Source organism: Couchioplanes caeruleus, assembly GCF_003751945.1.
In the GTDB taxonomy this organism is placed as follows: domain Bacteria; phylum Actinomycetota; class Actinomycetes; order Mycobacteriales; family Micromonosporaceae; genus Actinoplanes; species Actinoplanes caeruleus.
Window position 1 is genome coordinate 3,406,214 of sequence record NZ_RJKL01000001.1, and the last position, 25,165, is coordinate 3,431,378.

The following is a 25,165-nucleotide window of genomic DNA, read 5'->3' on the forward strand; positions in this document are numbered from 1 at the left end:
CTTCCTAGAACTCGAGTCCGGCTTCGCGGGCGGCGTCGGCAAGCGCGGCGATACGCCCCGCGTACTTGTTGCCACCGCGGTCGAAGACGACCTTGGACACGCCCGCGGCCTTCGCCCGCTCGGCGAGGAGAGCGCCGACCTTGGAGGCCAGGGCGCTCTTGTCACCCTCGGTGCCCCGCAGGGAGGCGTCGAGCGTGGAGGCAGAGACGAGCGTGTGGCCCTTGAGGTCGTCCACGATCTGCGCGGTGATGTTCCGCGTGGACCGGGTGACGACCAGACGGGGACGCTCGGCAGTGCCGCGGACGTTCTTGCGGACCCGGAAGTGCCGACGCGCCTTTCCGACGGCGCGCTTGGAGGCGACTCCGCCCCCATTGCGGCGCTTGAGCAGCGTGGCGGTCACTTCTTACCTGCCTTTCCAGCCTTGCGGCGGATGACCTCGCCCTGGTACTTGACGCCCTTGCCCTTGTAGGGCTCCGGCGGGCGGATCTTCCGGATGTTCGCGGCGACCTCGCCGACGAGCTGCTTGTCGATGCCGGCGACCGTGAACTGCGTCGGCTTCTCGACCGAGAAGGTGATGCCGGTCGGCGCCGCGATGTTGACCGGGTGCGAGAAGCCGAGGGCGAACTCGAGGTCCTTGCCCTTGGCGGTCACCCGGTAACCGGTGCCGTTGATCTCCAGCGTCTTCTTGTAACCCTCGGTGACGCCGACGATCATGTTGGCGACGAGGGTACGCGACAGGCCGTGCAGCTCCTTGGCCTTGCGCTCGTCGTTGGGGCGGTTGACGACCAGCTCGCCGTTCTCCGCCTTCTCGACCGTGATCGGCTCGGCGACGGTGTGCGAGAGCTCGCCCTTGGGGCCCTTGACCTTGATGGTCTGGCCCGTGATGGTGACGTCGACGCCGGCCGGGACCGGGATCGACTTACGTCCGATTCGCGACATGTCAGAGTCTCCGTTACCAGACGAAGGCGAGGACTTCCCCGCCAACGCTCCGCTTGCGGGCCTGCCGGTCGGTCAGGAGGCCCTGGGACGTCGAGATGATCGCGACGCCCAGGCCGCCGAGCACGCGCGGGAGCTCGTCGGACTTGGCGTAAACCCGCAGGCCGGGCTTTGACACGCGCTTGATGCCGGCGAGGCTGCGCTCGCGGTTCTGGCCGTACTTGAGCTCAACGACCAGACGCCTGCCGACGGCGCCTTCCTCGGGCTCCTCGGCCGACCAGGAGGCGATGTAACCCTCGGCCTTGAGGACCTCGGCGATGTTCGCCTTGATCTTCGAGAAGGGCATGGTCACCTTGTCGTGGTACGCCTGGTTGGCGTTACGCAGACGCGTAAGCATGTCTGCGATCGGGTCCGTCATCGTCATGGGTATTCGTCAACCTTTCTCGCCGGGGTTCCCAGAGCATGCCGGGCCTACGGCGAAGCGGTATTTCAGATATCCGCCTTCAGTCCGGTTCAAGGGGCTGGTGGGCGGGGGTGGTCGGACGGGGTTACCAGGAAGCCTTCGACACGCCGGGCAGCTCACCGCGGTGGGCCATGTCCCGGACACACACCCGGCACAGACCGAACTTGCGGTAGACCGAGTGCGGGCGTCCGCACTTCTGGCAGCGGGTGTACGCCCGAACGGCGAACTTCGGCTTCGCGGCCGCCTTGATGATCAGCGCCTTCTTAGCCATGCTCAGTTCTCCTTGAACGGGAAGCCCAGGAGCTTGAGCAGCTGCCGGCCCTCCTCGTCGGTCGTGGCGGTGGTGACCACCGTGATGTCCATGCCACGGGTGCGATCGATCTTGTCCTGGTCGATCTCGTGGAACACCGACTGCTCGGTCAGACCGAACGTGTAGTTGCCGTGCCCGTCGAGCTTGCGCCCGTCGAGCCCGCGGAAGTCACGGATACGCGGCAGCGCGATGGACAGCAGCCGGTCCAGGAACTCCCACATCCGGTCGTTGCGCAGGGTGACCTTCGCGCCGATCGGCATGCCCTCACGCAGCTTGAACTGCGCGATCGACTTGGTGGCCCGCCGCACCAGCGGCTTCTGGCCGGTGATGGTGGTCAGGTCCTTCACGGCGCCGTCGATCAGCTTGGCGTCGCGCGCGGCCTCGCCCACACCCATGTTCACGACGACCTTCACCAGGCCGGGAACCTGCATGGGGTTGCCGTACTTGTACTGCTCCTGAAGCGCGGGGATGACCTCACCGCGGTACTTCTGCTTCAGCCGGGGCAGAGTCTTGGTCTCGGTAGCGGCAGTCATCACAGGTCCTTACCGGTGCTACGCGCGATGCGGACCTTCTGGCCGTTTTCGTCGGTGCGGAAACCGATGCGGGTCGGCTTGCCCTGGTCGTCCACGATCTGCACGTTCGAGATGTGGATGGGGGCTTCCTGCGTGACGATGCCGCCGGTCTTGGAACCGCGCTGCGTCGTGCGGATCTTCTCGTGCTTCTTCATGCGGTTGACGCCCTCGACCAGGACCTTGTCCTGCCGAGGGAAGGCCGCGATGACCTTACCCTTGGCGCCCTTGTCCTTGCCGGCGATGACGACGACCGTGTCGCCCTTCTTGATCTTCACGGTCAGAGCACCTCCGGCGCCAGGCTAATGATCTTCATGAACCGCTTGTCGCGCAGCTCGCGGCCGACCGGGCCGAAGATGCGCGTGCCGCGGGGGTCGCCACCGTCCTTGATGATGACGGCGGCGTTCTCGTCGAAGCGGATGTACGAGCCGTCGGGACGGCGCCTCTCCTTGGCGGTGCGAACGATGACCGCCTTGACGACGTCACCCTTCTTCACACCGGCACCCGGGATGGCGTCCTTGACCGTGGCCACGATGACGTCGCCGATGCTCGCGTAGCGGCGGCCGGAGCCGCCCAGTACGCGGATGCACAGGATCTCCCGGGCACCCGTGTTGTCGGCGACGCGCAGTCGCGACTCCTGCTGGATCACGTCTGTCTCCTATGTCTGCCAGTTCTCCGGAAGAGTCTCCCGAAGCTTGGCGGAACGATGGGCGGCTGGGCCGGCTCGCACCGGCCCAGCGCACTCACTTGGCCTTTTCGAGGATCTCCACGACTCGCCACCGCTTGGTGGCGGACAGCGGACGGGTCTCCATCATCAGGACCCGGTCGCCGATGCCGCACGCGTTCTGCTCGTCGTGCACCTTCAGCTTGCGGGTACGACGGAGAACCTTGCCGTAGAGGGCGTGCTTGACACGGTCCTCGACCTCGACGACGACGGTCTTGTCCATCTTGTCGCTGACCACGAGGCCCTCGCGCACCTTGCGCTGAGCCCGCGGCGCAGCAGCAGCGTTCTCACTCATGCTGTCACCTCACTCGGCGCGGAGGAGAGCCCCAGCTCACGCTCACGCATGATCGTGTAGATCTTCGCGATGTCCTTGCGGACCACCTGCAGCCGACGGTGATTGTCGAGCTGCCCGGTCGCGCCCTGCACGCGAAGATTGAACAGCTCCGCCTTGGCCTCCCGCAGCCGCGAGATCAGCTCCTCTTCGGAGAGCTCGCGCAGCTCGGCTGCCTTAACGCCCGCTGCCATCAGCTTTCACCCACTTCGCGTGTCACGATGCGGCACTTCATCGGGAGCTTGTGGATCGCGCGACGCATCGCTTCGCGCGCGACCGTCTCGTTCGGGAACGACATCTCGAAGAGAATGCGTCCCGGCTTGACGTTCGCCACCCACCACTCCGGCGAGCCCTTACCGGAACCCATGCGGGTCTCGGCGGGCTTCTTGGTCAGCGCCTGGTCCGGGAAGATCGAGATCCAGACCTTGCCGCCACGCTTGATGTGACGGGTCATGGCGATACGAGCCGACTCGATCTGACGGTTGGTCACGTACGCCGGCTCCAGGGCCTGGATACCGAACTCGCCGAAGACCACCCGGTTGCCGCCCTTGGACGCGCCGTGGCGGTCCGGGTGGTGCGGCTTGCGGAAGCCCTTCGGGGGCTTACGCGGCATCAGCATGTGTCAGCCCTCCTGCTGCGTTTCGGCCGCAGCCGGAGCAGCGGCGGTGTCGGTCGACTCGGCGGGCGCGGCGGCCTGCGCCTGCGCGGCGCGCCCCGCCTCGGTGCCACCCGCGGTCGTGCCGGACGAGCCGGAGCGGCCGCGGCGCGGACGCTCGGGCCGGTCGCCACGGTCGCGGCGCGGACGCGCGGGCGCCTCGGGGGCGACCTCGCGACCCGGAACGGCGTCGCCCTTGTAGATCCAGACCTTCACACCGATGCGGCCGAACGTCGTGCGGGCCTCGAAGAAGCCGTACTCGATGTTGGCGCGCAGCGTGTGCAGCGGGACGCGACCCTCACGGTAGAACTCCGTGCGGCTCATCTCCGCGCCGCCGAGGCGGCCGGAGACCTGCACCCGGATGCCCTTGCAGACCGGGTTCTTCATCGCGGACTGCATGGCCTTGCGCATCGCCCGGCGGAAGCTGACCCGGCTGGAGAGCTGCTCGGCGACGCCCTGCGCCACGAGCTGCGCGTCCGACTCCGGGCTCTTCACCTCGAGGATGTTGAGCTGGACCTGCTTGCCGGTGAGCTTCTCGAGCTCGCCGCGGATGCGGTCGGCCTCCGCGCCCTTGCGGCCGATGACGATGCCCGGCCGGGCGGTGTGGATGTCGACGCGGACCCGGTCACGGGTGCGCTCGATGTCCACCTTGGAGATGCCGGCACGCTCGAGGCCCTTGGACATCATCCGGCGGATCTTGACGTCCTCGCCGATGTAGTCCTTGTAGAGCTTGTCTGCGAACCAGCGGCTCTTCCAGTCGGTGGAGATGCCGAGCCGGAATCCGGTGGGGTGAACCTTCTGACCCATTACTCGGCACCTTCCGTGCTCTGGGACTCGGCCGGCTTGGCCTCGGCGGCCGGAGTGGCCGACTTGGCCGCAGTGGCCTTCTTCGCGGCGGGCTTGCGGCCCGGCGTGGTGGCCTGGACGGCCTCCACCGCGACGGTGATGTGACAGGTGCGCTTGCGGATCCGGTACGCCCGGCCCTGCGCCCGCGGCCGGAACCGCTTCAGCGTCGGGCCCTCGTCGACGAACGCCTCGCTGACCAGGAGCGCGTCCGGGTCGAGCCGTTCGTTGTTCTCGGCGTTCGCGATCGCGCTGGCGAGCACCTTGTAGACCTGCTCACTCGCAGCCTGCGGCGCGAACTGCAGGACCGTGAGAGCCTCCTTCGCGGGCAGACCGCGGACGAGGTTGATCACACGGCGCGCCTTGTTCGGCGAGATGCGCACGTGGCGCGCAACCGCCCGCGCGCCCGGAAGCGCCGGAGCGTCGCCCTTGACTGGCATCGCTGTAACCCCTTGTTCTTATCCGTGGACTGCTTAGCGACGACGGCTCTTGCGGTCGTCCTTCTCGTGACCCTTGAACGTGCGGGTCAGAGCGAACTCGCCGAGCTTGTGCCCGACCATGGCCTCGGTGATGAACACCGGGACGTGCTTGCGCCCGTCGTGCACGGCGATCGTGTGCCCGAGCATGTCGGGGATGATCGTCGAGCGCCGAGACCAGGTCTTGATGACGTTCTTCGAGTTCTTCTCGTTCTGGACTTCCACCTTCTTGAGCAGGTGGTCGTCGATGAACGGGCCCTTCTTGAGGCTGCGAGGCATCTCTTAACTCCCGTTACCCGCGCTTGCGGGTGGCGTAGCGGCGGCGAACGATCATGCGGTCGCTCTCCTGGCCCTTGCGGCGGGTACGGCCCTCCGGCTTACCAGCCGGGTTCACCGGGTGGCGACCACCGGAGGTCTTGCCCTCACCACCACCGTGCGGGTGGTCGATCGGGTTCATGGCGACACCACGGACGGTCGGGCGCTTGCCCTTCCACCGCATGCGGCCGGCCTTGCCCCAGTTGATGTTCGACTGGTCGGCGTTGCCGATCTCGCCGACGGTGGCGCGGCAGCGCACGTCGACGCGACGGATCTCGCCCGAGGGCATACGCAGCGTGGCGTACGCGCCCTCACGGCCGAGCAGCTGGATGCCGACGCCGGCCGAACGGGCCAGCTTGGCGCCACCGCCGGGACGAAGCTCCACGTTGTGGACCGTCGTACCGACCGGGATGTTGCGCAGGGGCAGGTTGTTGCCGGGCTTGATGTCCGAGCCCGGACCCGACTCCACCCGGTCGCCCTGCTTGAGGTCCTTCGGCGCGACGATGTAGCGCTTCTCGCCGTCCGCGTAGTGCAGCAGCGCGATGCGGGCGGTGCGGTTGGGGTCGTACTCGATGTGAGCGACCTTGGCCGGCACGCCGTCCTTGTCGTTGCGCTTGAAGTCGATCAGCCGGTACTGCCGCTTGTGGCCGCCGCCCTGGTGCCGCGTGGTGATGCGGCCGTGGACGTTGCGACCACCCTTCTTGGGCAGCGGGGCGAGCAGAGACTTCTCCGGCGTCGACCGGGTGATCTCGGCGAAGTCCGCCACGCTGGAGCCGCGACGGCCCGGCGTGGTCGGCTTGTACTTACGGATACCCATGATTCACAAACCCCTTAGCTGACCGGGCCGCCGAAGGCCTCGATACGGTCACCGTCAGCCAGCTTCACCATGGCGCGCTTGGTCGCCTTGCGCTGACCGAAGCCGGTGCGGGTGCGCTTGCGCTTGCCCTCGCGGTTCGCGGTGTTCACCGTCAGCACGCGGACGTCGAAGATCTGCTGGATCGCGATCTTGATCTGGGTCTTGTTCGCGTCCGGGTGGACGAGGAACGTGTACCAGTTCTGGTCGAGAACGCTGTAGCTCTTCTCGGAGACCACGGGCGCGATGATGACGTCGCGCGGGTCGGCGATCGTGCTCACTTGTTCCCCTCCTCGGAGGCCTCTGCCGGAACGCCGAGGAACTCCTCGAGCGCGTCCTTGGTGAAGACGACCTCGTCGGCGACCAGCACGTCGTACGTGTTGAGCTGGCCGGCCTCGATGAGGTGCACCGTCGGCTCGTTGCGCAGCGACATCCAGTTCAGTTCGTCCTGGCTGCTCAACACGACCAGGACCTTGACGGACTGGGTCGCCTTGCGCAGCGTCGCCACCGCGGCCTTCGTCGACGGCGTGGTGCCGGCGACGAACGCCTCGACCACGTGGACGCGGCCGTCGCGGGCCCGGTCGGAGAGGGCGCCCCGCAGAGCGGCGGCCTTCATCTTCTTCGGGGTCCGCTGGCTGTAGTCACGCGGCACGGGACCGTGCACGACGCCACCACCGGTGAACTGCGGGGCGCGGATCGAGCCCTGGCGGGCGCGACCGGTTCCCTTCTGCTTGTACGGCTTCTTGCCGCCACCGGCGACCTCGCCGCGGGTCTTCGCCTTGTGCGTACCCTGGCGGGCCGCCGCGAGCTGGGCGACGACGACCTGGTGCATCAGCGGGATGTTCGCCTGCACGTCGAAGATGTCGTCGGGCAGCTCGACCGAGCCGGCCTTAGTGCCCTCAGCGTTGATCACGTCAACCGAGCTCACTTGGCACCACCCTTCTTCTTCGCCGCCGTACGGACCAGGATCAGCGCACCCTTGGGGCCGGGAACGGCGCCCTTGACGAGCAGCAGGTTGTTCTCGGTGTCGACCGCCTGCACCGTGAGGTTCTGCACGGTGAAGCGCTTGCTGCCCATCCGGCCCGCCATCCGGGTGCCCTTGAAGACACGGCCGGGGGTGGCGCAGGCGCCGATCGAACCGGGCGAGCGGTGCTTGCGCTCGACACCGTGGCTGCCCTTGAGGCCGTGGAAGCCGTGCCGCTTCATGACACCGGCGTAGCCCTTGCCCTTGGTCTTACCGGTGACGTCGATCGGCGCACCGACCGTGAACGCCTCGACGGTGACCTCCTGGCCGAGCTCGTACTCACCCGCGTCGGTGGTGCGCAGCTCCACGATGTGGCGGCGCGGCGACACGTTCGCCTTGGCGAAGTGGCCACTCTCCGGCTTGTTCGCCTTGCGCGGGTCGATCTGGCCGTAGGCCAGCTGCACCGCGGAGTAGCCGTCAGTCTCGGGGGTGCGGACCTGGGTCACGACGCACGGGCCGGCCTGCACCACGGTTACCGGGACGACCTTGTTGTTGTCCCAGACCTGGGTCATGCCGAGCTTGGCGCCCAGGATGCCCTTCACTTGCCTGTCCATTGTCCGGATCCCTACAGCTTGATCTCGATGTCGACGCCAGCCGGCAGGTCGAGGCGCATGAGCGAGTCGACCGTCTTCGGAGTCGGGTCGATGATGTCGATCAGACGCTTGTGCGTGCGCATCTCGAAGTGCTCGCGCGAGTCCTTGTACTTGTGCGGCGAACGGATCACGCAGAAACGGTTGATCTCCGTGGGCAGCGGCACCGGGCCCGCGACCTGCGCCCCGGTCCGCGTCACCGTCTCGACGATCTTCCGTGCCGAGGAGTCGACGACCTCGTGGTCATAGGCCTTGAGCCGGATGCGGATCTTCTGTCCCGCCATGGTGGCTTCTGTTTCCTTCTCTCGATGCCGCTACGTGCGAAAGCGGTGGCCCTCGCATGCCCGCAGGACCGTTGATCCTGCGTTGTCCGACCCCCGCGGTCGGGCGTGTCGCGCTGTGGAACCAGGCTCCGCCCCAAAGATCTGGAGCGATCATGCCCGCGGAGCGGCTCCGTGGGGAGCAACCCCATCCGTCGGGATCGGGGCGACCGGCGGCGCTGACACACACCGGACACCGGGCGAGGGTGGTTGGCTGCCAAACTGCAAAGGCCGCCAACCACCCTGCGCGGACGCAACCTGACTAGTATGCCGTATCGATCGCGGCAAAGCTAATCGGGGTCACCGTTGGGGGTCGCCCACGGCCCGCTCCGAGTCGCACGTCACAGCGCGCGGGAGCCGGCGTGGGCAATCCTCAATCAGACGTTGATCTTCGTGACCGTTCCGGCGCCGACGGTGCGGCCACCCTCGCGGATCGCGAACTTCAGACCCTGCTCCATGGCGATCGGCTGGATCAGCTTGACCGACATGGAGGTGGAGTCGCCCGGCATGACCATCTCGGTGCCCTCGGGCAGCGTGACGACGCCGGTGACGTCCGTGGTACGGAAGTAGAACTGCGGACGGTAGTTCTGGAAGAACGGCGTGTGACGGCCGCCCTCTTCCTTCGAGAGGATGTAGACCTGGCCCTCGAACTCCGTGTGCGGAGTCGTGGTGCCCGGCTTCACAACGACCATGCCGCGCTCGACGTCCTCGCGCTTGATACCGCGCAGCAGGAGGCCGACGTTCTCGCCCGCGCGGGCCTCGTCGAGCAGCTTGCGGAACATCTCGATGCCGGTGCAAACGGTCTTGGTCGACTTCTCGCGGATACCCACGATCTCGACCTCCTCGTTCGGCTTGAGGATGCCGCGCTCGGCCCGGCCGGTGACGACCGTACCGCGACCGGTGATCGTGAAGACGTCCTCGATCGGCATGAGGAACGGCTTCTCGGTCTCACGCTCGGGCTGCGGGATCGCGGTGTCGACCGCGTTCATCAGCTCCATGAGCTTGCCGGTCCACTCCGGGTCGCCCTCGAGCGCCTTGAGCGCCGAGACGCGCACGACCGGAAGGTCGTCGCCCGGGAACTCGTAGGTGCTCAGCAGCTCGCGGACCTCGAGCTCGACGAGCTCCAGGAGCTCCTCGTCCTCGACCATGTCGCTCTTGTTCAGGGCGACGACGATGTACGGAACGCCGACCTGGCGGGCCAGGAGCACGTGCTCCTTGGTCTGCGGCATCGGGCCGTCGGTCGCGGCGACCACCAGGATCGCGCCGTCCATCTGCGCGGCACCGGTGATCATGTTCTTGATGTAGTCGGCGTGGCCGGGGCAGTCCACGTGCGCGTAGTGGCGCGCCGCGGTCTGGTACTCGACGTGTGCGATCGAGATCGTGATGCCGCGGGCCTTCTCCTCCGGCGCCTTGTCGATCTCGTCGAACGGGGTGTACGGGTTCAGGTCCGGGTACTCGTCGTGCAGGACCTTCGTGATGGCCGCAGTCAGCGTCGTCTTACCGTGGTCGATGTGACCAATGGTGCCGATGTTGACGTGCGGCTTAGTCCGCTCGAACTTCGCCTTCGCCACTGGTGTCCTCCTGTGGACTGGGGTTTCTTCTCTCGCCCGGCACGCCGATAAGGCGATTGGGACTCTGTCGACTGCTCGTGCACGTGCGTTCCTCGACGGACCGCACGCGCCTCAACGCGTCAGGCGCCGGTGGCCTTAGCGATGATCTCCTTCGCCACGCCTTGCGGGACCTCGGCGTAGGAGTCGAACTGCATGCTGTAGCTAGCCCGGCCGGCAGTCTTCGACCGCAGGTCGCCGACGTAGCCGAACATCTCGGAGAGCGGCACGAGGGCCTTGACGACGCGGGCGCCGTGACGCTCCTCCATCGACTGGATCATGCCACGGCGGGAGTTGAGGTCGCCGATAACGTCGCCCATGTTGTCCTCGGGCGTGGTGACCTCGACGGACATCATCGGCTCCAGCAGCGCGGGATCGGCCTTGCGGGCCGCTTCCTTCATCGCCATGGAGCCGGCGATCTTGAACGCCATCTCGGACGAGTCGACCTCGTGGTACTGACCGTCGACCAGCGTGAACTTGACGCCGACCAGCGGGTAGCCGGCAAGGACGCCGTACTGCAGGGAGTCCTGCGCGCCCGCGTCCACCGAGGGGATGAACTCCTTGGGGACACGACCGCCGGTCACCGCGTTCACGAACTCGTACGTGGGACCGTCCGCGCCGAGCGACAGCGGCTCGACGGTGACGACGACCTTCGCGTACTGGCCCGAACCACCGGTCTGCTTCTTGTGCACGTACGAGAGCTTCTCCACGGTGCCGCGGATGGTCTCACGGTACGCCACCTGCGGCTTGCCGATGTTGGCCTCGACGTTGAACTCGCGGCGCATGCGGTCCACCAGGATGTCCAGGTGAAGCTCGCCCATGCCGGCGATGATCGTCTGGCCGGTCTCCTCGTCGTTGAAGACGCGGAAGGTCGGGTCCTCCTCGGCCAGACGCTGGATCGCGGTGCCCAGCTTCTCCTGGTCCGACTTGGTCTTCGGCTCGATGGCGACCTGGATGACCGGCTCCGGGAAGGTCATCGACTCGAGGATGACCGCGTTGGCCGGGTCGCTCAGCGTGTCACCGGTGGTGGTCTGCTTCAGACCCTGGACGGCGATGATGTCGCCGGCCTGCGCGGTGGCGCGCTCCTCACGCTTGTTCGCGTGCATCTGGTAGATCTTGCCGATCCGCTCCTTGCGGTCCTTGGTGGAGTTGACCACCTGAGAACCGGACTCGAGCGTGCCGGAGTAGACCCGGACGTACGTGAGCTTGCCGAGGTGCTTGTCGGTCTGGATCTTGAACGCCAGGGCCGAGAAGGGCTCGTCGTTGGAGGGCTTGCGCAGCATCGGGGTCTCACCGTCGGTCGCGGTGCCCTCGATGGCCGGGATGTCGAGCGGCGACGGCAGGAACTCCACCACGGCGTCCAGCATGGGCTGCACGCCCTTGTTCTTGAACGCCGAGCCGCACAGCACCGGGTTGGCCTTGCTGGCGATCGTGGCGCGCCGGATGGCGGCCTTGATCTCGTCCTCGGACAGCTCCTCGCCCTCGAGGTACTTCTCCATGACCGCGTCGTCGACGTCGGCCAGGGTCTCGATGAGCTTGTCGCGCCACTCGCTGGCGGAGTCGGCGAGGTCGGCCGGGATCTCCTCGACCGCGTAGTCCTCACCCTTCTGGGTCTCGCCACGCCAGGTGAGGGCCCGCATGCCGATCAGGTCGACGACACCGATGTGGTCGCCCTCGAGCCCGATCGGGATCTGGAGGACCAGCGGGGTGGCGTTGAGCCGGTCGATCATCATCTGAACGCAGCGGAAGAAGTCCGCGCCGGTCCGGTCGAGCTTGTTGACGAAGCACATACGGGGCACGTTGTACTTGTCCGCCTGCCGCCAGACGTTCTCCGTCTGCGGCTCCACGCCGGCGACACCGTCGTAGACCGCGACCGCACCGTCGAGCACACGCAGCGACCGCTCGACCTCGACCGTGAAGTCCACGTGGCCGGGAGTGTCGATGATCTGGATCGTGTGGCCCTTCCACTCGCACTTGGTGGCGGCGGAAGTGATGGTGATACCGCGTTCCTGTTCCTGCTCCATCCAGTCCATGACGGCCGCGCCCTCGTGGACTTCACCGATCTTGTACGTGATGCCGGTGTAGAACAGGATGCGCTCGGTCGTCGTGGTCTTACCAGCGTCGATGTGCGCCATGATGCCGATGTTGCGTACCTTGGCGAGCGCGTCTGCGGCAGCCACTGCAATCCCTACTCTTCGTCGTCGTGTCGACCGTGTTCCGCGGGATGTCGCGGAGGGCCGGTGGGACCGGCGTCCCGGCCCGGCACATGCCGGGCCGGCAACGGGGGTCTTACCAGCGGTAGTGCGCGAAGGCCTTGTTGGACTCCGCCATCTTGTGGGTGTCCTCGCGCCGCTTGACGGCGGCACCGAGGCCATTGCTGGCGTCGAGCAGCTCGTTCTGCAGCCGCTCGATCATGGTCTTCTCGCGGCGGGCCTTGGAGTACTGGACCAGCCAGCGCAGACCGAGGGTGGTCTGCCGCGGGGTACGGACCTCGACCGGCACCTGGTAGGTCGCGCCACCGACGCGGCGGCTGCGGACCTCGAGGGTCGGCTTGACGTTGTCCATGGCGCGCTTGAGCGTGACCACGGGGTCGGTGCCGTTCTTCTCGCGGCAGCCCTCGAGGGCGCCGTACACGATCCGCTCGGCGAGCTGACGCTTGCCGCCGACCAGGATCTTGTTCACCAACTGGGTGACCAGCGGCGAGTTGTAAACCGGGTCCGGAACCACCGGGTGACGCGGAGCGGGGCCCTTACGCGGCATGTCAGCTCTTCTCCTTCTTCGCGCCGTAACGGCTGCGGGCCTGCTTGCGGTTGCGGACACCCTGGGTGTCCAGCGAACCACGGACGATCTTGTAGCGGACGCCCGGGAGGTCCTTCACACGACCGCCACGCACGAGCACGATCGAGTGCTCCTGCAGGTTGTGGCCGACGCCCGGGATGTACGCCGTCACCTCGATCTGGCTGCTGAGCTTCACACGAGCGACCTTGCGCAGCGCAGAGTTCGGCTTCTTGGGGGTGGTGGTGTACACGCGCGTGCACACGCCGCGCCGCTGAGGACTTCCCTTCAGCGCCGGCGTCTTGGTCTTGCTCGTCTTCGCCTGGCGGCCCTTACGGACCAGCTGCTGGATCGTGGGCACCGGGTTTCTCCGCTCCCTTCGGCCGCCGTTCTCTAGCGGCCGCACCGTCTCGTTATGCCTTGTGTGCAGGCCGCCCCAGTCGGGACTCCCACACCCGCGGTCGGGCGTGTCGCCCAGCTCACGGTTTCCCGGCGCGTCCGTTCGAACACGCGGCGGGTTGTCTGAGTCGGGCCCGTCAAGCCCGGCTTTGCTGCTGCCCTGATCTTGTTGTTACGTCTTGCCTACGACTAAGGGCGCACGCACGACTTGCCCGGGCGAGCCCAGGCACGAGGAAGAAGATTACCCACCACAACCCCACGGGTCAAAATGACCCCCGCGGGACACGGTGGGATACCTCCGCACGTTCAACTGTACCGGGCGGCTCCGCCGTCCTGCCGAGCGATCCGCCGAACGCCTGCGACCAGCTCACGACGTGCTCCCGATCACGATGCTGACGGCCAGCGACAGCAGGGCGATTCCCGCGCCGACGGCGCCGCACGAGCACCCCGCCACGGCCACGCCGCGGCCGGTGAAACGCAGCCGCCCCTCCCGGCCCGAGCCCCGGATCTGCCGCAGGGCGCTCATTCCGGCAGCCACCGCTCCGCCACCGAGGAGCACGGCGAGCAGCGCGAACGCGCCCGCCACCAGCGCTCCCCAGCTCTCGGTGGCGCCGACCAGGCCGAAGCAGAGCACCAGCATCGACACCAGGATCGACGCGATGCCCGCGATCAGCGACCCGGTGGCCTGCCCGGACATGGCCGGGACGACCCGGAGGTGGACCAGGCCGTACTCGGTGCCGGCCACCGGATCGACCCGGGCCGGCGACCACGCGCCGTCGTGCGGTGGCGGCGGCACGGCCGGGGGCGGTCCACCGGACGGGTAATGCATCATGACCCCAGCTTGTCACCCGCACGAGCGAGGCGCACCCGCGTACGCGCCTCAGTCGGTGCCGGGGTCGAAGTCCTGGCCCGCGGTGCCGGCGAGGTGCAGCAACGCGGCGATGACCGCGATCACCAGGGTGGTGATCGCCAGCACTATCCCCGCCCAGGCCAGGCGACGGCCCCGCCGCACCCATCCACCACCGGTGAGATAGCCGCCGGCCTCCCACTGCTGGCGGTGGACCTGACGGCTCAGCAGCAGGGCGAGCGTGGCGGGAATCACGCCGCCGACCAGCGGCCCGGTCAGCAGGCCGGCCAGCCCGAGGGCGAAGACGGCACGGGCCTTGGTCGAGCGCACCGGGTCCGGGTCCAGCGGATGACGCGGCGGTGCGGCTGAAGTGGTCACGCCTCCATCCTTACCGGCACCGCCCGGCGGGGCACCGGGTCAGCCCGGCTTTTCCGCCTCGAGCACGAGCAGGACGGGCTTTCCGACGAGCCACACCGCCCACGGCACCTCGGCCGCCATCTCGGCGTCGCCGCTGATCTCGTGCCGGCGGAGGCCGCCGAGGCCGGCTTGTGTGATCCAGCCCTCATAGTCGGCCACCGCGTGCGGATGAGCCACGAGCCGGTAGGCCGCGCCATCCCTTTCGAACTGCGCGGACATCCCCGTCGCGGCGAGCACGGGATGGAACACGGAAAGGACCAGCCGGCCACCGGGCCGGAGCACCCGGGCGAACTCCGCCACCGCGCGGCCCGGCTCCGCGAGGTGCTCGGCGAGCAGCGCGCAGTACACCGCGTCGAACTCGCCGTCGCCGAACGGCAGCCGGTCCTCGAGATCCGCCTCGATCAGCGGCACGCCGGGATGGCGGCGCCGCGCCACCGCCAGCATGCCCGGCGAGAAGTCGACCCCGCTCGGACGCGCCCCCGCGTCGAGCATCGCCGCGAGGTTGCGACCGGTGCCGCACCCGGCGTCGAGCACGCGCTCGCCCGGGGCCGGCGACAACACCGCCATGCTATGACGCGCGTCGATCGCGACGACGGGATTGGGCGTCTGTTCATAAGACTCCGCCCACAGGTCGTATCCCGCTTTGGTGCCGATATCTTGAAGCTGCATCCTGGACCATCCTGCCGGTAGTGTGAAACAGTCTGAGCCGGACGCAGCCTATCGTTTATCCCGATCGCCCGGCAATGCAGAAAGCGGGGAGACAATGTCTAGTCCATCAATGCGGGTCCTCGTCATCGGAGGCGGCATAGCAGGCCTGGCTCTCGCCCACGGCCTCCGGCGCGCCGGCCTGGACGTGGCGGTGTACGAACGCGACCGCTCACGCGACGACCGCCTCGAGGGATACCGCATCCACATCGATCCCGACGGGGCCCGGGCGCTGCACTCGTGCCTACCCTCGGACGTCTGGGAGTCCTTCGTGGAGAGCACCGTCGACCTGGGAGAATTCAGGTTCGTGACCGAGCGTCTCCAGACGCTGATGGTCATGGAGTCCCACGTGCCGGAGCGCACCGACCCGACCGCGCGCGCCCACGCCATCGACCGGGTCACGCTCCGCTCGCTGCTGCTGACCGGGCTCGACGAGGTGCTCCACTTCGACAGGAGATTCGAGCGCTACGAGCGTAATCCCGACGGCACGGTGACGGCGTTCTTCGCCGACGGAAGCACCGCGACCGGCGATGTTCTGATCGGTGCCGACGGCGTCAATTCCCCGGTGCGGAAACAATTTCTCCCGCACGCCGAAAGGGTCGACACCGATGCCTATGGTGTCGGCCTGAAACTGCCGTTGACGGATGCCGTACGCGCCTGGCTCGAACCCCCTTTGTCAACCGGCCGGAACATGGTCATGACGCCGGACCCGTTCTTCCTGTCCGTCTCGGTGTTCGACCGGACGAGGAACACCGGCGGCGACGACTCCTACGTCGGTTCGGCGTTCGTCATCCGGCGCGGCTCGTGCCCGGCCGGGATCGAGGACTTCGACGGCGCCCGGATCAAGGACTTCGTCGCCCGGTCGATCAGCGGCTGGCATCCACAGCTGCGCCGGCTGATCGCCGAGTCCGACCCGGAGAGCGCGCTGCTGGTGCCCTACCGCACTTCGGTGCCGGTGGAGGCCTGGGAGAGCACCACTGTCACCGTCATGGGCGACGCGGTGCACAGCATGTCCCCCGTCGGCGGGCTGGGCGGCAACACAGCCCTGCGCGACGCCGAGCTGCTCTGCCGCCAGCTCGTGCAGGTCCGCGACGGCCGCCTCGGGCTGGTCGAGGCGATCCGGGCGTACGAGGAGGGCATGCGCGGCTACGGGTTCGCCGCCGTCCAGAAGGCGCTGCGCTATCAGAAGCAGGGTCTGCAGAGCGGGAAGCTGTCCGCGTCGATGTCGCGCGTCGTCTTCCGCATGATGAACGGCATGATGCAACGGCGGAACCGGCAGAGCGCCCGGACCGCCGCGTAGCGACCGGCAGGTGGCGGCCGGTCCGGAACGCGCGTCCGGGCCGGCCGCCGGGCCGGTGAGCGAGGCGGTCAATGCCAGGCGGCTTCGTAGAAGTCGCCCGGGGGCCGGCCCGAGCCGATCATCACCTGGATCAGGCTGGTCGCGCTGGTTCCGTCCAGGCCGAGCAGCCGATCCGTCCGCCGTACGTCGTAGCCGAGGCTCGCGTGGCACCGCAGCCCCAGCGCCGCGCAGGCCAGGTAGAGCCGCTGGGTGACGATGCCCGCCTCGATGTTCTGCATCCGGTACCAGCGGTCGCCGTGCACGCCGAAGCCGGCCTCGTAGTCGCCGACCGGATACACGCAGAGGTTGGTGTGCGCGAGGTTGAAGAGCTTGATCAGCAGGCTTTCCTGAAGCTCGCCGGCGAGGTCGCCGAGGCGTACGGGCTCCAGCAGCACCTCGCCGTGCCGGAGCCGGTAGACACCCGGAGCGAGGCCGTCCACCCGGTTGACGACGCAGTACAGCATCGTGTGCCGCACGGTTCGCGTGTCCGCCAGATCGCTTCGGTAGCCGTCGAGGGCCGGAGCGAGCAGCGCGGAGAGCGTGTCCAGGCTCATGCCGGCGGGCGTGAAGTAGCCCATGGAGGAGCGCCGGCCGGGCAGGCCGTCGAGGAGGTCGACCCGATGGCCGGACAGGCGCGACCCCGGACCGCCCGCGGACCCGGTCGCCGTGATCGCGGGCGTCGCCGGGACCGCGGCCACCGCGGACAGCCGTGACCCGCGATGCACCCGGGCCTGCAAGGGCCGCGAGTCGAGGGACCACTCCCCCTCGGTCCCCGAGAAGGTATTGGTCCGCGAGGGCAGAGCCGCATCGGCCAACCGCCGCCGCGAAGGCCGCGAGCCACCGCTCGCGCCGAACGAGACGGCCGCGTACACGCTTTCCTGCATGGGGTCGAGACGCAGCAGCCGGTCGACGTCGTCGTCCGCGAAGCGGTACCTGACCTCGCCCGCCGCCACGGCGAGCACCTGGCCCAGCAGGACGCCGACGTCCAGGGCGCAGAGCCGGTAGGTCAGATCGGCGTACTTGAAGCCGTTCTTCCAGAAGAACACACTGGCCAGCAGCGTCAGCGGAGGGGCGGCGCCGGGCAGGCCGAGCGCGGCGCCCAGCTCCGGCGTCCAGTCGCCCTCGCGCAGGGTCACCAGGCTGTGGTGAGCCTGGTCGTAGTGATGAACGCCCGGGGGCACCTCGGTGCCGTGGCCCGTGACGACGTACAGCTCGGCCGGGAAGCGGGAGCCTCCCGAGGGAACGGGGCGCAGCGAGTTGCGGGCGAGCTTCGCCCCCCCGGCGGGTTCGGCGCCCCGGGTGCCGATCAGCCGCCGGAGCGCGTCGGCGGCGGTCCAGCGGTAGCGGGTGACGCCGTAGCAGTCGCGCAGCAGCCGTCCGAGCTCGCCGGCGCCGGACTCGTCCAGCGGGATACGCGGACGGCCCCGGTACAGCTTGAACTGGCCCGGCGCATCCTCCCAGTCGATCTGTTCGGGGATCGGCAGGCTCCGGGTGAGCTCGACGTACTCCCGGGCCGCGGCGCCGGCATCCATGATCGGTCCTTTCGCCTCACCGCGCACTCGCGGTCACCTCGGAGACCGCCCGCCAGAGCAGGTACATCAGGTACGCCTCCTCCGGCAGGGAGATTCCCAGCCGGTTGTTGTGCATGTGGGAGCAGAACAGCAGCACGCTGCGGAGATCGGCGTCGGCGGCACCGTCCGCGATCAGCACCTCCCGCGGCGCGAACAGGCCTCGGCGTCGCAGTGCCACGAGGTCGTCGCGAAGGCCGGTGACCGAGGCGGCCCAGCGCCCCACCGCGGCGCCGGCCCGGTCGACGGTGCCCGTCTCGACCAGGCGCATGACGCGCTCCACCGTGCCGATCAGGGTGGCGCGCTGACGCAGGTACTTCTGCTCGAACCGGTTCTGCCCGGCCTCCGGGTCGCCGAACAGCAACCGGCCGCCCCAGTCGCGACTGCCCGTGCCGAGGTGACCGGCCAGCCCGCCGGCGCCCGCCGGGACCATCGCGGCGATCAGCATCATCGCCAGCGCCTGCCCGGTACGCCGCCCGCTGCCCGCGTCCCCGGCCAGGAGCTCGGCCGCCACGTCGCTGGATGCCGTGAAGTGCCGCTCCACGGCCCGCATCGCCTCCGGCGTCCCGCCGTACCGGGCGAGCTCGGGCCGGTACGGCACGTGGTGCATCGTGTTGTCCGGTCGCAGCGGCTCCACCTCGTCCTGGCCCCGCTCGACGGCCACCAGCGACGCCGCGAGTTTCTGGTATTCCTCCGGGTCGATGACCTTGCGGGAGGGGTGCGTACGGAGGAACCCGCCGACGTGGCGCTCCAGCAACGCCGACACTTGCGGCACGTGAGCCGGCGGGGTGCACAGCCGCAGCCGCAGGTGCGGACCCGCCTGCCAGTGCCGTACGAAGAACCAGCTCTTCACAAGGCCACGAGCCTCGGCGAGCAGCGGCCGCACACCGCCGCGGATCAGCGCCTCGAGCGGCTCGTGGTAGTGAATGTGGACACTGGTCCAGCCCGGCTCAGTCATCCCGGCCGTCCCCCAGCTCGATGACGAACTCGCCGGCGTACCCGCCCTCGCCGTCGTGCAGGACCAGCTCGTCCGGGCCGGGGAGCATCTCCTCGAAGACGAGCATCTGGTCGGTGTTCATCGTGGTCTCCTCGAACGCCCGCAGCAGGATCTCGCTGGAGAAGTCCAGGTACAGCGGCTTGCGGGTCTTGTCGAACAGGCCCTTCGTCCGGGACCGCTGCGCCGGGCCACCGTGCCGGGTCAGGACGCGGACGAAGCAGCGCTGCGGAATGCCGTGCCGCCGGCGCCACCGGTTGACGTCGATCAGGTAGTCGAGCATCGCCCCGTCCCGGGAGCGGCGGGGCACCTCGCGCGCCGCCACCGTCCAGGAGGCCCGGTTGACCGTCAGATCGCCGAGGACGAGCCGGGGATACCGGCGGACGCCGTCCGCCGCACCGCCGTCCGCGGCGAAGGCGAGCTGCTTGACGAACTCGAACCGGGGCACCGCCTGGCCGAACATCTGCAGGAGGAAGCGGTACGCGCCCGGCAGGAGGAACTCGACCATGACCCCGAGGTGCACCGGCAGGATCTCGATGCCGTGGCGCACGGAGAACAGCCGCAGCGTCCGCCGCTCGGCGTCGTGCACCACCCGCAGATCGGCCAGCGGGATCCGGCGGTCCTCCGGCCGTTCGGACGGCACCGACGGATAACTGATCTCGAAGGGGGTCACCGGAGGCCGCCGGTTGAGGTTCGACGCGAAGGTTCCGGTGATCTCGACCGCGTGCCGGCCGCCGACCCGCCAATCCCCCTCCCCGGGTGTGAACGTTCCGGCCGCCGTGGCGCCGAGCCGGAGCAACCGGGCCCGGCTGCGCCCGAAGCCGGTCATCAGCTCGTTCAGCACCCCGCGCGGCGACCCACCGGGATTCGCGATCGGCTGGACATAGCAGGCGAGGGAAGCGATCGGCTCGACGAAGGCAGGCAGCTCGCCGAGGAAGGCCCGCAGCGCCGCCCGCGACGGCCCCCGGCATCCGTCGGCGTCCACCGGCTGCGCGGCGACAAGGGCGACCAGGCGCTCCTGCATCCGCGCCAGCTCGGCCAGCCGGTCGTCGCCCGGCTGCGGTACGGGCAACGCCTGCTCGTAACACCGCAACAGGTCCGCGCCACTGCTCCGCGCCGTCTCCTGACAGAACGCACCGTAGAAGTCGAGGAAGCCGACGCTCGCGCCGGAGCCGTAGCGGCCGGCGAAGAACGCCTCGGCGGCCAGCTTGCCCGGAAGGAACCGGTCGTAGAGACCCGCCAGGCGGCGTACCACGTCCAACCCGTCCAGGACGTCGTGCCACCGCTGCGGGGACTGGACCTGCTCCGCGCCGGTGAGCAGGACGTCCTCGTAGAAGACGTTCTTGGGAAACTCCATGGCCGTGCCGGCCCAGCCGAGGTGCGCGTAGATCTTGCGTAGCTCCGCACCGATCGCGCGCGAGCACTCCAGGCGCTCATCGGGATCCTCCAGCGACCCGTACGCGTCCAGCTCGGCGCGCAGCGACCTGAGGCCCCCGCGTACGGTAGCGACGCGCTCGCCGTCGAAGCGCTCGAGTTCCCTGGCGAGCCGGCCGAGCGGATCCGGGTCGCTCTCCGAAACCCCGAATCCGATATGGACGGCGCCCAGGTCGATGAGCTTGTTCAGGAACGTGGCGATCTCTGCGGTGCGGCCCCGTCCGTCCTGGGCGGCGAGCGCGTCCACCACACCCCGGAAGGTGCGGTCGTCGCCGTGGCGCACCTGGTCCAGGAAGCGCCGTACGGTCGCGGTGCGGGGCAGTTCCACGACGGCCTCACCGCCCGGCTGTCCGAGGAAGCGGAGCGCATCGCCGTCCTCGGTGAGGCTGCTGTTGACCTCGAGCGGCAGGTGCGCCCGGATCTCCGGCCAACCGGCCAGGGTGCGCTCGATCTGCCGCTGGGTGAAGGCGTTGAGCTCGGCGATCCCGATGCGCCCGGACTCGATCGGCGCGTCCGGATCCGGCGCCTCCGGATGCCAGCGTCCCGGGAACGATCCGGTGAACGTGCTGAACGGGCTGGTCTTCGCCGCCATCCGCGCGACGTACTTGGCCAGCTTTCGCTCCACGCGCGGATCCGGCTCGTCGGGTGACCACTTCGCCAGACCCAGGTAGAGGTCGCGGCTGGCCAGGACGAGCCCCTGCTGCAGGCGTACGTGCGAGGCGAGGTCCCGCAGCGCACGCCGCCCGCTCACGCTCTCCTCGCCGAGCGCCGCGCGCGCCTCGTTGAGAAGCTTGTCGCGCTCGCACATCCGGCGCTGCCAGGCGTCCACAGCGCCGGCGGTCTCCCGCGGCAGGCGGTCGATCAGATCGGCCCCGAGGACACCGGTCCGGGGCGGCTTGGCGTGGTAGACGGCGCGGCGCAGGACGATGAGTCGGCGTCGCATCGCCACGTCGCCGTTGCCTCCAATGGCGCCGTGCAGCATCTTCGAGAGGGACTCCCGCTGGTCGTCCAGCCACCGCTCGGCGTCGAGGACCCGATCGACGAGCGCCGCCGTACGGCCGCAGCGCAGCCGCGCCAGCGCCGAGAGCGGCATCCCCGCGACACGCACCACGAACGTCGGCTCGACTCGGTAACCCATCCGCGCAACGACTCCTCAGTACGTGATCGGCAGGCCGACCTGGACCCCCGGCCGGTTGTGGGCGACGGCGATCTGGAAGAACGGGGTGAGCCCGGCGTCCGCGAGCCCCAGGATCGAGGCCACGCCCTCCGCGTCGTAGCCGTTGTGCACGCGGGCCGAGAGCCCGCGCGCGGCACTGCGCACGCAGATGCGCTGCGCGACGATGCCCGCCTCGATGTTGACCATCCGGTAGGCGCGATTGCCGAAGGCCCGGCTGGCCGCGGGATAGTCCGCCGACAGATACAGCACGACGGCCGACGACAGCAGGTTGATGTTGGGCACCGGCAGGGCGCCCTGCAACTGCCGGGCGACGTTCCCCTCGCGCACCGGGTGCAGGCCGGCATGGTCGGGACAGAACCGGTAGATCCCGGCGGCCAGACCCTCGACGTCGAGGACCACCACGTCCAGGCTCACGCCCGGCACACCCGTCCCGGCCCTCAGGTCGCTGCGATACGGCACGGTCGCCGACCCCACGATCTCCCAGAAGACCGAGATCGGCAGCGTACGGGCGACAGGATGGAACAACACGTTGCCGGAGTCGCGGGCTCGCAGGGCGGGACCCAGCTCGAAGGCGGGAAGCCGTTCCCGCGGCATCGCGAGCTCGGTGGCGCCTTCCGCGCAGGCGGGCGCGGCCGATGGCACCGCCCCGAACTGGTCCTCGTCGTCCAGCAGGCAGTTGTCCGCGATCGACCGGAACAGCGGGTCGTGCGCGTGGGACGGTCCTTCCGGGCGTACGTATGGCAGCGCCAGGTCGGGTATGTCGTCCTCGGCGGGACCGGGCCGGGTGCGCTCGCTCGCCGGATCGGTGTCCGGGTACAGCGCGAGCGCCGCGAAGAGTTGCTCCTCGGAGCATGGGAAACCGAGCAGACGCCCCGCCCGGCGGTCCAGGAACCGGTAGCTCGCCTCGCCCCGGAGTCCCAGCCGGTCCGCCACCAGCAGAGCGTTGCCCAGCACCATGCCGGCCTCCTGGGCGCAGAGCCGGTAGGCGTACCCGCGGTATTTGAAGGCGTTCTTCCAGAACAGCGACGACAGCAAGAGCACGCCGCGCGCGCCGTCGAGGCCCGCACCGAGGATCCGTGCCAACTCCGCCCGGAAGTCACCGGGCCGGATCAGCGCGAGGGCGTGGTGCAGGGCGTCGTAGTGGTAGATGCCCGCGGGCCCGTCCGACCCGGGAAGCCAGAGGTACAGCTCGGTCGGGAAGTAGCACCGCGCCGACGGGACGGTCCGGTGGTAGGGCCACACCGCGCCGGGGCCGACGTCCCAACGGGAGAAGCCGTACGTGTAGTACAGCAACGTCGACAGCCGCCGGTCGGTCAGATCGCCCTGCGCATCGGTCCCGATCTCCTCGGGTATGGCCTCCGGCAGCTTCCGGCGCGGCACCTGCCGGTAGACCTTGAACGGCAACGGATCCGGGCCGGCCGGCTCCTGCCGCATCGCCTCCGCGAACAGGTCCGCGGCCTCGTACACGGTGCGGCGCAGATAACGCTCGCCGATCTGGAGATCCTGGTTACCCATCACATCTTCCTCAGGGGAACGGATGCGGATGCGGGTTGATGTCGGCGTCGGTCAGCGGCCGGTCGTAGTAGCCCAGCTCGTGCGGCACCCGGTACAGACGCGCGAAGCCCCGGTCCCGGCGCCGGGAGTGGCCGAAGGTCATCGGCAGACAGCCCGGGATGACGACCTTGACGCAGCGGAAGTCGCCGGCGCGGTGTTCGGGCGTGGTCTGGTCCACGGCGATCACGTCGAGGCCGCCGCGGCGGTACCGCTCGACCGTGTCGATCAGGTCGAGGGTCAGATCCGTGTGCCGCGGCCCCCGGTAGTAGTCCGCGAACGCCTCCTGGAAGGTCTGCCGCTGCGGGGAGCCGAGGAGGAAGTCGAAGCGGTCGAAGACCTCCGGCGCGCCGTTCAGCGCCGCATGGTCCTCCATGGACACCACCTCGTACGGGTCCGCGAGCATCCGCTCCACCCGCGGACGCTGCTGCCGGTGGAACTCCGCGGGCCGGCTGACCAGCGGTCCGAGCTCCATGAGGGCATTGCGCAGCGCCTTGACGGGATCGAGGTGCGAGCCCGAGGCGCAGAGCACCTGCGGCATGTCCGGCATGCCCCGCCGGTTCACGGCCATGACCCAGAAGGCCGGGATGCCCTGCTCGACCGTGATGTTGAAGACCTCGATCGAGTAGCCGGAGAAGCTCTCGATGCTCCCGACGATCAGCGGGATGTCGGGATCCGGCGCCGAGCGCACGTCGATCCGTGGAACGGAGAGCCGGGCGTACCAGGTCATCAGGAACGCGTCCCGCTCGGCCACCTCGAGGATGCCGTACAGGATCGCCTCCTCGAGGCATCCGCCCAGCGCACAGCCGTTCGAGATCTCGTAGACGAACGGATGGTCCCGGGTGTTGCGGTAGACCGTGCCGTAGTACGCGTAGTTCTCCGGCACGAGAATCGGCCGCTCCTGGCCCAGCGACCAGCCCCACACCCAGTTGAAGACCAGGTCAGGAGAGAACCGCGGGTACGGGAAACCCGGCCGGTCGTAGAGCTCGTCGGCGTGCAGTCCCAGCACCCTCGGATCCAGCGCCTCGTCGCCCAGCTCGCGGTAACTGGATCGCACCACGGTCCGCTTGCCGCCCGGCTCGATGCCGCCGTACCGTTCCACACCCTCGGCGATCGCGGTGAGCTGGCTTGCGGCGAAGTTCGTCTGATGGCCGTAGCCGACCTCGGTGCGGGTCGTCGCCCGCAGCCCCATCGGTGAGCTGGCGCTGGGGAAGACGCTGCGGCCCTCCTTGTAGACCGCCCGCAGCAGGCCTGCCTCGCGGTCCACGTAGACCCGGTGCAGCCGGTCCTGCTCCCCCGCCAGCGAGCGGACCCGGTAGGTGTCCGGAGCCACCTTCGGCCGGGGCGCGAGCTCGACGACGGCGGCCTCGCGGGAGTCCTCCGGAAGCCGGCCGCACCGCTCGCACAGAGGATCGGGCAGCCAGTGGTGGGTGCTCGTGCGCAGGCTGTCGAGCGCCACGCGGATCATCGGCCCCGGCTCGCCACCCGCGACGAGCCGGTCGACCTCCCGCCCGATCAGGGTCGCGACCAGGTCGGCGGCGAGTGCGGTCAGCCAGTCCGCGCCCATCGTCGCCATTCGCAACGGCTCGGCGTCGAGGGCCTTGCCGAAGTCGCCGACGTCGTTGCGGGCCCGCAGCCGCCGACCCTCGACGCAGATCAGGCAGCCCTCGTCCACAGCAGACAGCACCGGACCGACCAGGGCAGCGCCGGGCACCACGTACACCGGGAGCAGCGACACTTCGTTGTCCAGGCACCAGTCATTCCAGGTGCGGTGCTGCTCACGGTCCCACCCGTCGTGGATGAGGACCAGGACGTCGACGGACCGGTCGTCGCGGTTCTCCGGATCGACGCGTTCCACCCGGTGGCGCGGCGACAACAGGGACATGGCAGCGTCGTGCAGCATGCCGTTCCCGGCCACGCCGACCCGCGTTTCCCCGGCCATG

The 25,165-nt window shown here is 69.0% G+C and carries 31 protein-coding genes; 1 reads left to right on the plus strand and 30 read right to left on the minus strand.

The window, feature by feature from the left end:
• Nucleotides 1-4: 4 nt before the first annotated feature.
• The 25 genes from rplR to EDD30_RS15215 all read right to left on the minus strand — a co-directional run bounded on the left by rplR (nt 5) and on the right by EDD30_RS15215 (nt 15,123).
• Nucleotides 5-400 carry a 50S ribosomal protein L18 gene (gene rplR / locus EDD30_RS15095; protein ID WP_071803331.1) on the minus strand — a complete coding sequence of 132 codons (396 nt, stop codon included), beginning with the start codon at nt 398-400 and terminating at the stop codon, nt 5-7.
• Complete coding sequence (gene rplF, locus EDD30_RS15100) at nt 397-939, minus strand: 50S ribosomal protein L6 (protein WP_071803330.1); 543 nt, start codon at nt 937-939, stop codon at nt 397-399. Before rplF ends, rplR begins: the two co-directional genes overlap by 4 nt.
• A 13-nt stretch (nt 940-952) precedes the next feature.
• Nucleotides 953-1,360, minus strand: a complete 408-nt coding sequence (gene rpsH / locus EDD30_RS15105; protein ID WP_071803329.1) for a 30S ribosomal protein S8 — start codon at nt 1,358-1,360, stop codon at nt 953-955.
• A 124-nt stretch (nt 1,361-1,484) separates the two neighbouring features.
• Nucleotides 1,485-1,670 (minus strand): type Z 30S ribosomal protein S14, encoded by a 186-nt coding sequence (locus EDD30_RS15110; RefSeq protein ID WP_014440734.1) that lies wholly within the window; start codon nt 1,668-1,670, stop codon nt 1,485-1,487.
• Nucleotides 1,671-1,672: 2 nt separating this feature from the next.
• Nucleotides 1,673-2,242: a 50S ribosomal protein L5 gene (gene rplE, locus EDD30_RS15115; protein ID WP_071803328.1), complete on the minus strand. Its 570-nt coding sequence runs from the start codon at nt 2,240-2,242 to the stop codon at nt 1,673-1,675.
• Entirely contained in the window at nt 2,242-2,562 is a 321-nt protein-coding gene (gene rplX / locus EDD30_RS15120; protein WP_123678295.1) for a 50S ribosomal protein L24, read from the minus strand. The genes rplE and rplX overlap by 1 nt, the downstream gene beginning before the upstream one ends.
• The gene (rplN, locus tag EDD30_RS15125) at nt 2,559-2,927 is read right to left on the minus strand and encodes a 50S ribosomal protein L14 (RefSeq protein WP_023358185.1); all 369 of its coding nucleotides are present in this window, start codon (nt 2,925-2,927) and stop codon (nt 2,559-2,561) included. The genes rplX and rplN overlap by 4 nt, the downstream gene beginning before the upstream one ends.
• A gap of 94 nt (nt 2,928-3,021) precedes the next feature.
• The gene (gene rpsQ, locus EDD30_RS15130; protein ID WP_071803326.1) at nt 3,022-3,297 is read right to left on the minus strand and encodes a 30S ribosomal protein S17; all 276 of its coding nucleotides are present in this window, start codon (nt 3,295-3,297) and stop codon (nt 3,022-3,024) included.
• Nucleotides 3,294-3,527, minus strand: coding sequence for a 50S ribosomal protein L29 (gene rpmC / locus EDD30_RS15135; protein ID WP_071803325.1), 234 nt, complete (start codon nt 3,525-3,527; stop codon nt 3,294-3,296). The genes rpsQ and rpmC overlap by 4 nt, the downstream gene beginning before the upstream one ends.
• Complete coding sequence (gene rplP / locus EDD30_RS15140) at nt 3,527-3,952, minus strand: 50S ribosomal protein L16 (RefSeq protein WP_014687763.1); 426 nt, start codon at nt 3,950-3,952, stop codon at nt 3,527-3,529. Before rplP ends, rpmC begins: the two co-directional genes overlap by 1 nt.
• A gap of 3 nt (nt 3,953-3,955) precedes the next feature.
• Nucleotides 3,956-4,795, minus strand: coding sequence for a 30S ribosomal protein S3 (gene rpsC / locus EDD30_RS15145; protein ID WP_071803324.1), 840 nt, complete (start codon nt 4,793-4,795; stop codon nt 3,956-3,958).
• Nucleotides 4,795-5,271 carry a 50S ribosomal protein L22 gene (gene rplV, locus EDD30_RS15150; protein ID WP_071803323.1) on the minus strand — a complete coding sequence of 159 codons (477 nt, stop codon included), beginning with the start codon at nt 5,269-5,271 and terminating at the stop codon, nt 4,795-4,797. The genes rpsC and rplV overlap by 1 nt, the downstream gene beginning before the upstream one ends.
• Nucleotides 5,272-5,304: 33 nt before the next feature.
• Nucleotides 5,305-5,586, minus strand: a complete 282-nt coding sequence (rpsS, locus tag EDD30_RS15155) for a 30S ribosomal protein S19 (RefSeq protein WP_071803322.1) — start codon at nt 5,584-5,586, stop codon at nt 5,305-5,307.
• Nucleotides 5,587-5,599: 13 nt separating this feature from the next.
• Complete coding sequence (gene rplB, locus EDD30_RS15160) at nt 5,600-6,439, minus strand: 50S ribosomal protein L2 (protein ID WP_071803321.1); 840 nt, start codon at nt 6,437-6,439, stop codon at nt 5,600-5,602.
• 14 nt (nt 6,440-6,453) lie between these two features.
• On the minus strand, nt 6,454-6,756 hold the full coding sequence (gene rplW / locus EDD30_RS15165) for a 50S ribosomal protein L23 (RefSeq protein ID WP_015618995.1): 303 nt from the start codon (nt 6,754-6,756) through the stop codon (nt 6,454-6,456).
• Nucleotides 6,753-7,403 (minus strand): 50S ribosomal protein L4, encoded by a 651-nt coding sequence (gene rplD, locus EDD30_RS15170; protein WP_071803320.1) that lies wholly within the window; start codon nt 7,401-7,403, stop codon nt 6,753-6,755. Before rplD ends, rplW begins: the two co-directional genes overlap by 4 nt.
• The gene (gene rplC, locus EDD30_RS15175) at nt 7,400-8,053 is read right to left on the minus strand and encodes a 50S ribosomal protein L3 (RefSeq protein ID WP_071803319.1); all 654 of its coding nucleotides are present in this window, start codon (nt 8,051-8,053) and stop codon (nt 7,400-7,402) included. Before rplC ends, rplD begins: the two co-directional genes overlap by 4 nt.
• Before the next feature lie 11 nt (nt 8,054-8,064).
• The gene (rpsJ, locus tag EDD30_RS15180; protein WP_007073037.1) at nt 8,065-8,373 is read right to left on the minus strand and encodes a 30S ribosomal protein S10; all 309 of its coding nucleotides are present in this window, start codon (nt 8,371-8,373) and stop codon (nt 8,065-8,067) included.
• A gap of 413 nt (nt 8,374-8,786) precedes the next feature.
• Nucleotides 8,787-9,980, minus strand: a complete 1,194-nt coding sequence (gene tuf, locus EDD30_RS15185; protein WP_071803318.1) for an elongation factor Tu — start codon at nt 9,978-9,980, stop codon at nt 8,787-8,789.
• A 119-nt stretch (nt 9,981-10,099) separates the two neighbouring features.
• Complete coding sequence (gene fusA, locus EDD30_RS15190; RefSeq protein WP_071803317.1) at nt 10,100-12,196, minus strand: elongation factor G; 2,097 nt, start codon at nt 12,194-12,196, stop codon at nt 10,100-10,102.
• Nucleotides 12,197-12,305: 109 nt separating this feature from the next.
• Nucleotides 12,306-12,776, minus strand: a complete 471-nt coding sequence (gene rpsG / locus EDD30_RS15195) for a 30S ribosomal protein S7 (RefSeq protein ID WP_071803316.1) — start codon at nt 12,774-12,776, stop codon at nt 12,306-12,308.
• Nucleotide 12,777: 1 nt separating this feature from the next.
• The gene (gene rpsL, locus EDD30_RS15200) at nt 12,778-13,152 is read right to left on the minus strand and encodes a 30S ribosomal protein S12 (protein WP_014440718.1); all 375 of its coding nucleotides are present in this window, start codon (nt 13,150-13,152) and stop codon (nt 12,778-12,780) included.
• Between the two features lie 405 nt (nt 13,153-13,557).
• Nucleotides 13,558-14,022: a hypothetical protein gene (locus EDD30_RS15205; protein ID WP_244945249.1), complete on the minus strand. Its 465-nt coding sequence runs from the start codon at nt 14,020-14,022 to the stop codon at nt 13,558-13,560.
• Between the two features lie 48 nt (nt 14,023-14,070).
• Nucleotides 14,071-14,415, minus strand: coding sequence for a hypothetical protein (locus tag EDD30_RS15210; protein ID WP_071803315.1), 345 nt, complete (start codon nt 14,413-14,415; stop codon nt 14,071-14,073).
• A 39-nt stretch (nt 14,416-14,454) separates the two neighbouring features.
• Entirely contained in the window at nt 14,455-15,123 is a 669-nt protein-coding gene (locus EDD30_RS15215; RefSeq protein ID WP_071803314.1) for a class I SAM-dependent methyltransferase, read from the minus strand.
• 94 nt (nt 15,124-15,217) lie between these two features.
• Between EDD30_RS15215 and EDD30_RS15220 the strand changes: the two genes are divergently transcribed.
• Nucleotides 15,218-16,459, plus strand: coding sequence for an FAD-dependent oxidoreductase (locus EDD30_RS15220; RefSeq protein ID WP_071803313.1), 1,242 nt, complete (start codon nt 15,218-15,220; stop codon nt 16,457-16,459).
• Nucleotides 16,460-16,527: 68 nt separating this feature from the next.
• Here the strand turns inward: EDD30_RS15220 and EDD30_RS15225 are convergent, their stop codons facing one another.
• The 5 genes from EDD30_RS15225 to EDD30_RS15245 are packed head-to-tail and all read right to left on the minus strand — an operon-like array spanning nt 16,528 to nt 25,164.
• Nucleotides 16,528-18,030, minus strand: coding sequence for a SagB family peptide dehydrogenase (locus EDD30_RS15225; RefSeq protein ID WP_123678296.1), 1,503 nt, complete (start codon nt 18,028-18,030; stop codon nt 16,528-16,530).
• Between the two features lie 16 nt (nt 18,031-18,046).
• A complete protein-coding gene (locus EDD30_RS15230; protein WP_071803311.1) occupies nt 18,047-19,024 on the minus strand; it encodes a thiopeptide-type bacteriocin biosynthesis protein in 978 nt (325 codons plus the stop codon).
• Nucleotides 19,017-21,632: a lantibiotic dehydratase gene (locus EDD30_RS15235; protein WP_071803310.1), complete on the minus strand. Its 2,616-nt coding sequence runs from the start codon at nt 21,630-21,632 to the stop codon at nt 19,017-19,019. The genes EDD30_RS15230 and EDD30_RS15235 overlap by 8 nt, the downstream gene beginning before the upstream one ends.
• A 15-nt stretch (nt 21,633-21,647) precedes the next feature.
• Nucleotides 21,648-23,186, minus strand: a complete 1,539-nt coding sequence (locus EDD30_RS15240) for a SagB family peptide dehydrogenase (RefSeq protein WP_071803309.1) — start codon at nt 23,184-23,186, stop codon at nt 21,648-21,650.
• Nucleotides 23,187-23,196: 10 nt separating this feature from the next.
• On the minus strand, nt 23,197-25,164 hold the full coding sequence (locus EDD30_RS15245; protein WP_071803308.1) for a TOMM precursor leader peptide-binding protein: 1,968 nt from the start codon (nt 25,162-25,164) through the stop codon (nt 23,197-23,199).
• Nucleotide 25,165 lies beyond the last annotated feature (1 nt).